10 protein-coding genes and 2 pseudogenes are annotated in these 13,184 nt (G+C 34.1%); 11 read left to right on the top strand and 1 reads right to left on the bottom strand.

Annotated features, from left to right (window positions below):
* Positions 1 to 19: 19 nt before the first annotated feature.
* From pth to ACOMA9_RS05210, 11 genes and pseudogenes are all read left to right on the top strand, one after another.
* A complete protein-coding gene (pth, locus tag ACOMA9_RS05260) occupies positions 20 to 589 on the top strand; it encodes an aminoacyl-tRNA hydrolase (RefSeq protein ID WP_151380588.1) in 570 nt (189 codons plus the stop codon).
* Positions 582 to 4,088, top strand: a complete 3,507-nt coding sequence (mfd, locus tag ACOMA9_RS05255; protein ID WP_330945134.1) for a transcription-repair coupling factor — start codon at positions 582 to 584, stop codon at positions 4,086 to 4,088. Before pth ends, mfd begins: the two co-directional genes overlap by 8 nt.
* A gap of 79 nt (positions 4,089 to 4,167) precedes the next feature.
* Positions 4,168 to 4,434 carry an RNA-binding S4 domain-containing protein gene (locus ACOMA9_RS05250; protein WP_003029504.1) on the top strand — a complete coding sequence of 89 codons (267 nt, stop codon included), beginning with the start codon at positions 4,168 to 4,170 and terminating at the stop codon, positions 4,432 to 4,434.
* Entirely contained in the window at positions 4,427 to 4,795 is a 369-nt protein-coding gene (locus ACOMA9_RS05245; protein WP_003029503.1) for a septum formation initiator family protein, read from the top strand. The genes ACOMA9_RS05250 and ACOMA9_RS05245 overlap by 8 nt, the downstream gene beginning before the upstream one ends.
* 2 nt (positions 4,796 to 4,797) lie before the next feature.
* Positions 4,798 to 4,926: an SP_0009 family protein gene (locus ACOMA9_RS05240; RefSeq protein WP_003026834.1), complete on the top strand. Its 129-nt coding sequence runs from the start codon at positions 4,798 to 4,800 to the stop codon at positions 4,924 to 4,926.
* Positions 4,919 to 6,199 carry a serine hydrolase gene (locus ACOMA9_RS05235; protein WP_151380561.1) on the top strand — a complete coding sequence of 427 codons (1,281 nt, stop codon included), beginning with the start codon at positions 4,919 to 4,921 and terminating at the stop codon, positions 6,197 to 6,199. Before ACOMA9_RS05240 ends, ACOMA9_RS05235 begins: the two co-directional genes overlap by 8 nt.
* Positions 6,196 to 7,473 carry a tRNA lysidine(34) synthetase TilS gene (gene tilS, locus ACOMA9_RS05230; protein ID WP_247905346.1) on the top strand — a complete coding sequence of 426 codons (1,278 nt, stop codon included), beginning with the start codon at positions 6,196 to 6,198 and terminating at the stop codon, positions 7,471 to 7,473. Before ACOMA9_RS05235 ends, tilS begins: the two co-directional genes overlap by 4 nt.
* A gap of 5 nt (positions 7,474 to 7,478) precedes the next feature.
* Positions 7,479 to 8,021 (top strand): hypoxanthine phosphoribosyltransferase, encoded by a 543-nt coding sequence (gene hpt / locus ACOMA9_RS05225; protein WP_106083025.1) that lies wholly within the window; start codon positions 7,479 to 7,481, stop codon positions 8,019 to 8,021.
* 20 nt (positions 8,022 to 8,041) lie between these two features.
* Entirely contained in the window at positions 8,042 to 10,012 is a 1,971-nt protein-coding gene (gene ftsH / locus ACOMA9_RS05220; protein WP_003029496.1) for an ATP-dependent zinc metalloprotease FtsH, read from the top strand.
* 227 nt (positions 10,013 to 10,239) lie between these two features.
* Positions 10,240 to 11,185 (top strand): annotated as a pseudogene (locus ACOMA9_RS05215) (IS30 family transposase).
* 264 nt (positions 11,186 to 11,449) lie between these two features.
* The gene (locus ACOMA9_RS05210; RefSeq protein WP_151380592.1) at positions 11,450 to 11,923 is read left to right on the top strand and encodes a sigma-70 family RNA polymerase sigma factor; all 474 of its coding nucleotides are present in this window, start codon (positions 11,450 to 11,452) and stop codon (positions 11,921 to 11,923) included.
* Between the two features lie 58 nt (positions 11,924 to 11,981).
* Here the strand turns inward: ACOMA9_RS05210 and ACOMA9_RS05205 are convergent.
* Positions 11,982 to 12,938 (bottom strand): annotated as a pseudogene (locus ACOMA9_RS05205) (IS30 family transposase).
* Between the last annotated feature and the right edge of the window lie 246 nt (positions 12,939 to 13,184).

The following is a 13,184-nucleotide window of genomic DNA, read 5'->3' as shown; positions in this document are numbered from 1 at the left end:
GTCTTTTTAGAGGTAAAAAATGGTAAAGATGATTGTAGGTTTGGGAAATCCTGGAGAAAAATATTTTGAAACAAGACATAATGTCGGATTTATGCTAATTGACAAAATGTGTAAAGAACAAAATTTAAAGTTTACAACTGATAAAATTTTTCAAGCAGAAATAGCTTCTACATTTTTTTATGGTGAGAAAGTGTATTTTGTCAAACCAACGACCTTTATGAATGAGAGTGGAAAGGCTGTTCATGCTCTTTTATCTTATTATGGTCTAGATATTGAAGATTTAGTGGTTATCTATGATGACTTAGATATGGAAGTAGGAAAAATACGACTTAGAGCAAAAGGATCAGCTGGTGGTCACAATGGCATCAAATCAATTATAAAACATATAGGAACCCAAGAATTTAAACGAATTAAAATTGGTATTGGTCGTCCCGAAAATAATATAACCATTATTCACCATGTGTTAGGAAAATTTTCAAAAGGAGACTATGCTATAATTTTAAATATACTTGACAAAGTTGACAGTGCTGTAAATTATTATTTACATTCTAATAATTTTGAACAAACAATGCAACAATACAATGGATAAAAAGATGGATATTATTGAGTTATTTAATCAAAATAAACAAATAGTTGATTGGCAAAGAAATCTAAATAAATCAACTCGGCAGTTATTAATGGGTTTGTCATCTTCAACTAAGGCTATTACAATGGCCTCTTGTGTAGAGGAGAATCACAAAATTTTGATTTTAACGTCTACTTATAGTGAAGCAGAAAGACTTTCTAGTGATCTGATTGGCTTGGTGGGAGAAGAGAGGGTCTATACATTTCTTGCAGATGATACTCCGTTAGCTGAGTTTGTTTTTTCTTCTCAAGAAAAGATTTTTTCTCGTTTGGAAGCTCTAGATTTTTTATTAGATTCTCAACAATCAGGATTTTTGATAGTTAATGTGGCAGCTAGTCAACTATTTTTACCCAATCCTGTTAATTTCAATTCAGCTTATATTGATTTAAAAATAGGGCAAGAATATGAGTTGAAAGATTTGATTTCTCAATTGCTAAATTCAGGTTATAAGCAAGTATCACAAGTATTGAAACAAGGGGAGTTTAGTCTTCGTGGTGATATTTTAGATATTTTTGAGCGCTCTAGTCAAATGCCTTTTCGGGTTGAATTTTTTGGTGATGAAGTTGATGGTATTCGTCTATTTAATCCTGAAAATCAAATTTCTATTCAAAATGTAGAACATGTGCATATTCATCCTGCTACAGATATCATATTTACTAAAGCAGATTATAAAAGTGCACAGAAAAAAATAGAAAATCTTATAGAAAAAACTGTAGATTCAACTTCAAAATCTTATTTAGAGGAGATTTTAGCTAGTACAAAAGAACAAATTCAACATACTGATATTAGAAAATTATTGTCTTATTTTTATCAAAATGAATGGACAATTCTTGATTATCTTCCAAAACATAGCCCAATTTTCTTTGATGATTTTCAAAAAATTATGAATAGATATGCTCAGTTTCAATTAGAAACAGCAAATTTATTGACAGAAGATTTACAAAATAGTAAGGCAGTTGAAAATCAATCTTATTTTGTAGATGTTTATTCAATATTTAGAAAGTATAAACCAGCTACCTTCTTTTCCAATTTTCATAAAGGACTGGGAAATTTAAAATTTGATTCTCTTTATCAATTTAATCAGTATCCTATGCAGGAATTTTTTAGTCAATTTCAGCTTTTGAAAGAAGAAATCAGTCGCTATAAAAAATCTAACTACACAGTTATTATACAATCAAATTCTTTATTGACTTTACAAAGTTTACATAAAAGTTTACAAGAATATGAAATTCCACTTGATTATGTTAATGATACTAAAATTCATGAACATGCTGTTCAATTAGTAGAAGGGCATTTAGTTCAAGGATTTAATTTTGTAGATGAAAAAATTGTTTTGATTACAGAGTATGAAATTCTGCAAAAAAAAGTAAAACGAAAAGTTCGTAGACAGAATATTTCTAACGCTGAACGTTTGAAAAATTATAATGAGCTGGAAAAGGGAGATTATGTTGTTCATAATGTTCATGGAATTGGGCGATATTTAGGAATTGAGACGATTGAAATTTCAGGAATTCATCGTGATTATCTCACTATTCAATATCAAAATGCAGATCGTATTTCTATTCCTGTTGATCAGATTCAGCTTCTTTCTAAATATGTTGCGAGTGATGGTAAAGCTCCTAAGATCAATAAATTAAATGATGGACGTTTTCAAAAAACTAAACAGAGAGTACAACATCAAGTTGAAGACATTGCTGAGGATTTAATTAAACTTTACGCAGAGAGAAGTCAATTAAAGGGATTTGCGTTTTCTAGTGATGATTCTTATCAGCAAGAATTTGATAATGATTTTCCTTATGTAGAAACAGAAGATCAGTTGCGTTCTATAAAAGAAGTTAAAAAAGACATGGAAAGTGATCATCCTATGGACCGTCTTTTAGTTGGGGATGTTGGTTTTGGGAAGACGGAAGTAGCTATGAGAGCTGCTTTTAAAGCAGTAAATGATCATAAACAAGTGGTAATTTTAGTTCCCACTACGGTTTTAGCTCAACAGCACTATACGAACTTTAAGGAGCGTTTTAACGATTTTCCTATCAACATTGAAGTATTAAGTCGTTTTAAAAGTAAATCAGAACAAAAAATAATTTTAGAAAAATTAAAAAAAGGGCAGGTGGATATTATTATTGGAACGCATCGTCTCCTGTCAAAAGATATTGTATTTGCTGATTTAGGACTCATTGTTATTGATGAGGAGCAACGTTTTGGAGTTAAGCATAAAGAAAAATTAAAAGAGTTGAAAACAAAAGTTGATGTTTTAACTTTGACGGCGACCCCTATTCCTCGTACACTCCATATGTCTATGTTAGGTATACGTGATTTATCAGTTATTGAAACTCCTCCAACAAATCGCTACCCAGTTCAAACTTATGTTTTAGAAAATAATGCAACAGTTATTCGAGATGCAGTTTTAAGAGAAATGGATCGAGGAGGACAGGTTTACTATCTTTACAATAAAGTTGACACAATGGAGCAAAAAGTTTCAGAATTGAAAGAATTGATTCCAGAAGCTTCTATTGGATATGTACATGGTCAAATGAGTGAAATTCTTCTTGAAAATACTTTACTTGATTTTATCAATGGGGAATATGATATTTTGGTGACAACGACTATTATTGAAACTGGTGTTGATATTCCTAATGTTAATACTCTTTTTATTGAAAATGCAGATCATATGGGATTGTCAACTTTATATCAATTAAGAGGGCGTATTGGTCGTAATAATCGTATTGCTTATGCCTATCTCATGTATCGTCCAGACAAGGTTTTAACAGAAATTTCTGAAAAACGTTTGGAAACTATAAAAGGATTTACAGAATTAGGCTCTGGTTTTAAAATTGCTATGCGAGATTTATCTATTCGTGGTGCTGGAAATATTTTAGGAAGTTCACAATCTGGTTTTATTGATTCTGTTGGATTTGAGATGTATTCTCAATTATTAGAAGAGGCTATTGCTAAAAAACAAGGCAAAGAAAAAAGACGGCAAAAAGGAAATGCTGAAATTAATTTGCAGATTGATGCCTATCTTCCTAGTGATTATATTGCTGATGAAAGGCAGAAAATTGAGATTTACAAACGTATTCGCGAGATTGACAATCGTGTAAATTATGAAGAATTACAGAATGAATTGATAGATCGTTTTGGAGAATATCCAGATGTTGTTGCCTTTTTATTAGAAATTGGCCTTGTAAAGTCTTATTTAGATCAAGCTTTTGTCCAGCTTGTTGAAAAAAAGCAACAATCTGTGATTGTCCGATTTGAAAAAGTTTCTCAACAGTTTTTCTTAACTCAAGATTACTTTGAAGCTCTTTCTGTGACAAATTTAAAAGCAAGAATTTCAGAAAATAAGGGATTGATTGAAGTTATATTTGATGTAAAAAATAAAAAAGATTATGAAATTTTAGAAGGACTTTTGCAGTTTTCAGAAAAATTAGTAGAAATTAAAAATCAAAAGAAAAATTGCTAACTTTACAATTTTGTAAAGTTTCGCTTTCATCTATAATATTTTCTTAAAAAATGGTAAAATAATAAATTGAGGTAACTTTATGAGATTAGATAAATATTTAAAAGTATCCCGTATTATAAAACGTCGTCCTATTGCTAAAGAGGTGGCCGATAAAGGAAGAATTAAAGTAAATGGAATTTTAGCTAAAAGTTCAACAGATTTAAAAATCAATGATGAAATAGAGATTCGTTTTGGAAATAAAATTTTATTAGTTCGTGTTCTAGAAATGAAAGACAGTACTAAAAAAGAAGATGCCACTAAAATGTACGAAATTATAAAAGAAACAAAGGTAGAAGTAGATGGCTAGAAATATTGTTCAATTAAATAATCGCTATATACAAGATGAAAACCAACATCGCCGTTATTTAGAGCAAGAAAGAAGAAAAAAGAATCGCTTTATGGGTTGGGTGTTGATTTTAGTCATCTTATTGTTTATTTTACCGACATTTAATTTGGTTCAAAGCTATCGAAATTTATTAGAACGTCGAACACAATTGATGCATCTACAAAAGAGATACGAAGAAATAAGCAACGAAAAAGAATCTCAAAAAGCTTTTGCTAATAAATTAAAAGATGAAGAATATGCTGCTAAATATGCACGTGCTAAATATTATTATTCTAAACAAGGGGAATATATCTATACAATCCCAGGATTGTTGCCACAGTAAGGATGGAAAATTTATTAAAAACGATTGAACAATTTTTGGAGTTTTCTGATGAAAAATTAGAAGAATTATCCAGAAAGAATCAGGCATTAAAATTAGAAGAGACTAAAAAGGAAAGGGGAGAGCATGCGTAAGTTGCTATTTCTATTATTGTTGCCAGCATTTTTTACTGCAAAAGTAGTAGTAAGTACGGAACAAGATGTCGAATTGACTGCAAAGCAACAGTATGAAATTACTAGTACGACCTACAGTAACTACTACACGGATCTTCCAACCAATCCAAATGTTTATGAGCAAATTTCAACTTATACGTCCTTAAATTTAGAAAAAGTTGCTGGGAGTTTAACTCCGAATACATCAATTAAACTTTCTGACTTACAAGTCAATGAACAAGGACTCCCAGTTTTTAAACTCGCAAATGGGCAATTTGTTCCTGCCGATAAACGAATGATTTATGATGATATTGTCCAATCTAGTGCAGATGTTTCTCAAACAATGTGGCTTAGACCATCATTTGTAGTTTACAATCAACCTTTTATAAATGGAACAAAAGAAGTTAAGACGAATTTATTACCTTATCATCCAGTGAAAATTACTCAACTTGCTGAGACGACATCAGGAAAATATGCTTATGTTGAAGGCAAAGGTTGGATTGATATGGAATACTTATCTGATACAGATAATCGTATGGATAAAGTTCAAGATATTTTAACAAGCAAGTACAATAAAGCAGACTATTCGATCTATGTAAAACAATTAGATTCTGGAAAAACTGCTGGTATAAACCCAGATTTGGAAATGTATTCTGCTAGTGTGGCAAAACTTCCTATTCTTTATTACGCTCAGAAGCAATTAAATGAAGGAAAATACAAATCATCTTCTGGTTTAAAATATATTCCTGCTGTAAATGACTATTCAGGTGCTTATGATACAGAAGGTAGTGGAAGCATTTCTAAAAAATCAGATAATAAGTCCTACAGCATTCAGGATTTGATGAACCATATTGCAAAAGAATCAGATAATGCAGCTACAAATATTTTAGGATATTATATTACTAATCAATCAGACAGCACTTATCAAGCAACAATTGAGCAAATTGCTGGGAAAAAATGGGATGTGGAAAAACGCGATGCTTCAGCAAGGATGGCAGGAAATGTGATGGAAGCTATCTATGAACAAAATGGGGACATTATCAATGCACTATCACAAACAAATTTTGATGAGCAACGTATTTCTAAAAATATAAATGTAAAAGTGGCTCATAAAATTGGGGATGCTTATGATTTTAAGCATGATGTTGCAATTGTTTATGCTAATTCTCCTTTTGTTCTGTCTATTTTTACAAATCATGCTGATTATGACACCATTTCTAAAATTGCAGATGATATTTATGAGGTTTTAAAATGATAGAACAACAATTTTTTCAAATGGTGCAAAAAAAAGGCTATTTCAGACATCATAGAAAAGTTTTACTTGCTATTTCTGGTGGACTAGATTCTATGACTTTGCTTGACTGGCTTTATAAATATCGTGAAAAACTAGAAATAGAAATTTACCTTGCTCATGTTAATCATGGAGTGAGAGAAGAATCTGATTTTGAGGAAGAAGAACTAAAAAAAATAGCAACGAAACTTGGTGTAAGCATTTTTACATCAAGTTTTTCTGGACCATTCTCAGAACAAAAAGCGCGTGATTTTCGCTATGCTTTTTTCAAAAAAATTATGTTAGAAGAAAATTGCACAGCTTTGGTGACAGCACACCATGCTGATGACCAAGCAGAAACGATTTTTATGAGAATTCTTCGTGGCAGCCGTTTATGTCATATTTCAGGAATGAAAGAAAAACAAAAATTTGCAAATGGAGAATTGATAAGACCGTTGCTTTCTTTTCAAAAATCAAATTTCCCTCCTATTTTTCATTTTGAGGATTGGACAAATCAAGAGAACCATTATTTGCGCAATCGAATTCGAAATGAGTATTTTCCATTGTTAGAACAAGAAAATCCGCAGTTCAGGAAGCATTTAATAGAATTGGGAACAGAAATTTCTCAAATGCAAGATGCATTAGCATATTTAACTAAAAATATTGTAGCGACGAATCTGCAGGAATTTCAATCTCAACCTTACTCTGTGCAAAGTTTTTTGCTACAGGCTTATTTAAAGAAATTTCCTGATTTGCAGCTCAGTAAAGCACATTTTTCTGATATTTTAGCAATCTTGAACAAGCAATCTAATTATCAGCAACCACTTAAAGCGGGTTACGAACTCTATAAAAATTATGATTCCTTTGAGATTCGTAAAATCAGTCCACAGTCTGATTTAAAAGTGGATTCAATTTTGTTAAAATATAACGATATTGTGGAATATGGTCATTATCGCTTTTCTTTTGGAAAAGAACTTCATGGAAAAAACATCCAAGAAGTGTTTGTTTCACGTGAAACAGAAATTTTACTTCGACATAGAAAAGAACAAGATGAAATTATTTTGAATCAACACCATAAAAAGCTTCGTCGGTATTTTATTGATCAAAAAATTCCTATAGATCAAAGAAAAAATGCTATTGTTATTGAACAAAACGGGGAAATCTTAGCAATTGCTGGAATCGTAACATGTGATTTGAGTAAGAGTCAAAAAAATGATATAATGTATAACAAACTTTATATTCAAAATTTAGATAGGTAAAGAAGATGCTAGAACAAGATATTAAGAAAGTTTTGGTTTCACATGATGAGATCGTGGCAGCAGCACAAAATCTAGGAGCTCAATTAACTAGTGATTATGCAGGGAAAAATCCTATTTTTGTAGGAATTCTAAAAGGTTCCATTCCTTTTATGGCAGAGTTGATAAAGCATGTTGATACCCATATTGAAATGGATTTTATGTTAGTGTCAAGCTATCATGGTGGAACATCTAGCAGTGGTGTTATCAATATTATTAAAGATATTGATCAAGATATTGCTGGACGTCATATTCTTTTTGTCGAAGATATTATTGATACGGGAAAAACATTGAAAAGTCTTTGTGAATTATTTAAAGAAAAAAATGCTGCATCTGTTAAAATTGCTACACTTTTAGACAAGCCGGCAGGACGAAAAGTTGATATTGAAGCGGATTACACATGTTTTACAATTCCAAATGAATTTGTAGTTGGTTATGGTCTAGATTTTGATGAAAACTATCGAAATCTACCATATGTAGGGGTTTTAAAAGAAGAAGTTTATACAAAATAAAAAGGTATATTGATAGATAGATGAAAAATAAACAAAATAATGGTTTTATAAAAAATCCTTTCCTATATATTTTAATCATTGTTGTTGTTATTACAGGTTTTCAGTATTTTTCAGCTGGAAGTTCTGTAGGTCGCAGTCAACAAATTAACTATACTGAGTTAGTTAAAGAAATTAGAAATGGAAATGTAAAGGATATTAGCTATCAGCCAAATGGTAGTGTTATTGAAGTTGCAGGTACTTATAAGAAAGAAAAGAAGGTAAAGGATAATAGTGGTATTCAGTTTTTTACTCCTTCTTCTACCTCTGTAAGTCGCTTTACTAGTGTTATTCTACCTTCAGACTTAACGGTAGCTGAATTACAAAAATTAGCTTCAGATAAAGGAACTGAAATCACCATTAAACGTGAAAGTTCAAGTGGTGTTTGGATTCAAGTGCTGACAACTCTGGTGCCATTTGCCATCTTTGCTTTCTTCCTGTTCTCTATGATGAATCAAGGTGGAGGCGGTGGAGCGCGTGGAGCCATGAGCTTTGGACGTAATAAAGCGCGTGCGACAAACAAAGAAGATATAAAAGTACGTTTTTCTGATGTAGCAGGTGCGGAAGAAGAAAAACAAGAATTAGTTGAAGTTGTTGAATTTTTAAAAGATCCTAAACGTTATACAAAACTAGGAGCTCGTATACCAGCTGGTGTTCTTCTTGAAGGTCCTCCAGGAACTGGTAAAACCCTTCTTGCTAAAGCTGTTGCTGGAGAAGCAGGAGTTCCATTCTTTAGTATTTCAGGTTCAGATTTCGTTGAAATGTTTGTCGGTGTCGGTGCTAGCCGTGTTCGCTCTCTTTTTGAAGATGCAAAAAAAGCAGCCCCAGCGATTATTTTTATTGATGAAATTGATGCTGTTGGTCGTCAACGTGGAGTTGGACTTGGCGGAGGAAACGATGAACGCGAACAAACCCTTAATCAACTTCTGATTGAGATGGATGGTTTTGAAGGTAATGAGGGAATTATTGTTATTGCAGCAACAAACCGTAGTGATGTGCTAGATCCGGCGCTTCTGCGTCCTGGTCGATTTGACCGTAAAGTTCTTGTTGGGCAACCAGATGTAAAAGGTCGTGAAGCTATCCTTCGTGTTCATGCTAGAAATAAACCTCTTGCTGAAGATGTTGACTTAAAACTAGTTGCTCAACAAACGCCTGGTTTTGTTGGTGCTGATTTGGAAAATGTGTTAAATGAAGCGGCTCTTGTCGCAGCGCGTCGAAATAAGAAAGTTATTGATGCTTCCGATATAGATGAAGCAGAAGATCGTGTTATTGCAGGACCGTCTAAAAAAGATAAGACAGTTTCACAACGTGATCGGCAAATTGTCGCTTATCATGAGGCAGGACATACGATTGTTGGTCTTGTTTTATCAAATGCACGTGTCGTTCACAAGGTAACCATTGTACCTCGTGGTCGTGCAGGTGGATATATGATTGCTCTTCCGAAAGAAGATCAGACTCTTTTATCTAAAGAAGATATGAAAGAGCAATTGGCAGGACTTATGGGGGGACGTGTTGCTGAAGAAATTATTTTTAACGTCCAAACTACAGGTGCTTCAAATGACTTTGAACAAGCTACACAAATGGCACGTGCGATGGTAACAGAGTATGGTATGAGTGAAAAACTCGGTCCGGTTCAATATGAAGGAAACCATGCGATGTTTGGCGCTGCGAGCCCACAAAAATCAATTTCAGAGCAAACTGCATATGAAATTGATGAAGAAGTTCGTAATTTGCTTAATGAAGCGCGCAACAAAGCAGCAGAAATTATCCAATCAAATCGCGAAAAGCATAAATTAATTGCGGAAGCTCTTCTTAAATACGAAACACTTGATAGTCATCAAATCAAATCATTATATGAAACTGGCGAAATGCCTGATGAACCAAATGCAAGTTCTTCACATGCTTTGAGCTATGATGAAGTGAAATCTCAAATGGAAGAGCAAAAACCAGAATAAATTAAAATGTTAAAGAGGCTGGGACAAAAGTCCAACCTCAAATATAAAAAGCGAACAAAACTAGTTTTCTGGTAATCAGAATTCTGCTTTGTTCGCTTTTCGCATTTAATTATAGATTTGAAGGGCTTAATAATTAAGATTGCCCTGTTGTAAAATGAAGTGCAACACAGAAGACATGTTCATCTGATATACTAGAGTTGCGAAAAACAGTATAAAGGAAGATGAACATGTCCACAAATTATTCTACCACAAATCAATCCTACAAGCACTTATCTGAAGCTGAGCGAGGAGAAATTGAAGCTTATTTAAGCGTAGGACTCAAACCTGCTGAAATTGCTCGTAGACTGGGGAGAAATCGCTCTACTATTACTCGTGAAATTAATCGTGGTTCCATAACACAATTGAAAAAAGTCAATGGGCAGAAGGTCTACTACCAACACTATTATGCAGATGCTGCCCATAACCGTTATCGGAATGCTAGAGAAACCAAGGGTGCATAGCGTGGATACCTTTGTTCATACCTATAGATTCCAACATGTAGATGCAGTTGTTCCTTCAACCAAGACGCTCTATAACTATATCCATCAAGGTTTGTTAGAGATTAAGGTTATTGATTTACCAAGAGCAGTGCGGATCCGTAAGAAATTTAACAAGCGTCCCTCTACCAAGAAACATCTAGGAAAATCAATTGAAGAAAGACCAGAAGAGATTAATAATCGTTCCCGTTTTGGAGATTGGGAAATCGATTCTGTTCTGGGTGGAAAGACAACAGGAGAACCTTCTATTTTAACATTGGTAGAACGACAAACACGCTATGCTGTCACAAAGAAACTCGTGGAAAAGAAAGCAGAGTATGTCAATCAAGCAGTCTTAGAGTGTATGAAACTTTATCCCATTAAGTCCATAACTGCAGATAATGGAAACGAATTTTCATCATTGAGTAAGATAGAGGGATTAGATGTTTATTTTGCACATGCCTATTCATCTTATGAACGAGGCACAAATGAGAATTTCAATGGATTATTAAGAGAGTTCATTCCCAAAGGATCCTCACTAAAAAAACTAAATCCGACACTTTTAGAGGACTATACAAAGGCTATCAATGAAAGACCTAGACGAATCCATGGCTATCAGTCCGCAAAAAAGTTGTTTGAGCTAACTCAAACAGTTTGAAAGATACTTACTTAATCAGAGGAACAACTTTGTTGCACTTGACTTGACAATTGGGAAATAATTAAGATTTTTAAAAATTGAAATCTTTTTGTCCCAAACTCTTTAATTTTATCCGCTGAACAGCCTCAGAAGACATCTGAAGTGACAGGGATGCTGTTCACGAGACCCAAAAGAGATGCACTAAGATAAAAAATAGATAGAAGAAAACCAAAGGGTTCTCCTTCATGTTATCCTTAAAAGGTAAGTAAAAGGAAGGAGAAGGAAATGGAGTTCAAGGAGTTATATGCCAAGGTGAGAGGAATTGTGCTGAAGTGTCGGAGGGAATATTATGTCCACCTGTGGGAATTAAGCGATTGGGAACAAGAGGGCATGTTGGTGCTTTATCAGTTGGTGAGTCGCTATCCGCAGCTAGTAGAAGAAGATCATCAGCTTTATGTTTACTATAAGACCAAGTTTCGTAATCATATCTTGGGCATCCTCCGTAAGCAGGAAAGTCAAAAACGCAAACTTGATCGTCAAGCTTATGAAGAAGTGAGCGAGATTGGTCACAAGCTCAGCCTAAAAGAACTATATCTGGATGAATTGGTGATTCTCCGAGACCAGCTAAAGAGCTATCAAGCTCAACTGAGCCTAGAGAAACAGGAGCAGTACGAGCGCTTACTAGCCGATGAACGGTTCAAAGGCCGCCAAGCCATGATTCGAGAATTAAGAGCCCACTTAAAGGACTATAGCGATTAAGATAAGTCAGGATTTTCCCTTTTCAAAGGTTATAAAAAGGCTAAAATTCAAGTAGAAGTTAGCGAGTCAACAAAAAAATCTGAGGTGACTTGTAGTTTAAAACTTTCTTAGGATCGTTATTAATCCAATTTTCGATGAAAGTGACTTGTTTGTAGGTTATTTTCTTAACTCCCTTAGGAAGCCATCGTCTGATAAGTCTGTACTGATTCTCGTTTGTTCCTATTTCCCGTGAGGAGTAAGGGTGCGCGTAATAGATGTTGTCCTGTGGAAATACCTCAGCTAGTCTATTAAACTCCGTTCCATTATCAGCCGTGATGAATTTGATGGTATTAGTTTCCATAAGTGCAGTGATAGCTTGATTGACCGATGGAGCGGTTTTGTCAGAGATTAGTTGGATGAACTGGTGCCGACTTCTGAGGTCAGTGAGGGTGAGAAGGCACTGATTTTTCTGCTTGTTCAGAATGACGGTATCAATCTCATAATGCCCATTTTCAAGACGTTGGTTGATGATTTCAGGTCGTTCCTCAATAGACTATTTCCCAGCAGGTTTAAACCGTGGACTAGCTCTCTTCTTTTCAGTTTTTGGCTTTCTGGGGTAAATCAAGTCCTTGTAGGTCAGTCCTAGCTGTCCATGATGAATCCAGTAGTAGATGGTAGATATGGGGACATTGACTTTTTTTGCATTGATCATCATTTCGGGAGAGTATTTCTGCTTGATATAGTGCAAGATTTTCTCCTTGGTAGCCTTATCAAGTCGACACTTTCGGACAGACTTCTTTCTAGCTGATTCGTAACGACTTTGAGCAGTATCTGCAGAATAGAGCAGTTCAAACTTTCCCTTGCGTACTTGTTGGCGAACCAGCTCACGCTTGATGTCATTATGAATAGTTTGAGGTGCTTTTCCAAGCAAGAGAGCGATTTGACGATTTGATTTTCCCTCGTCCTTCCATTTTTCAATTAAACGGCGCTCAGCTATTGTTAAGCGCTTGCCTTTTTGGGTATAATGAGTAGGCATCTTAAAGAATCTCCTTGTGTTTGTGGTGAACTACAAGTATATCTCTTTGAGATGTTTTTCATACACTCGGAGTGGCCAACTTCATTTTAGAACTTTCAAATTGGAAGAAAAAGTTTAAGAAAATAAAAAAAGATGAAAAAAGGTATTGACAAGAGTCAAAGGAGATGATATACTAAGATAGTTGTCGCTTGAGGGGCGACAAAGACCTTTGAAAACTGAACAAGACGAACCAATGTGCAGGCGACT

The sequence above is a fragment of the Streptococcus atopicus genome (assembly GCF_049166725.1).
In the GTDB taxonomy this organism is placed as follows: domain Bacteria; phylum Bacillota; class Bacilli; order Lactobacillales; family Streptococcaceae; genus Streptococcus; species Streptococcus hominis.
Note: the sequence above shows the minus strand (reverse complement) of the source record. Positions and strands in the feature narration are given on the sequence as shown.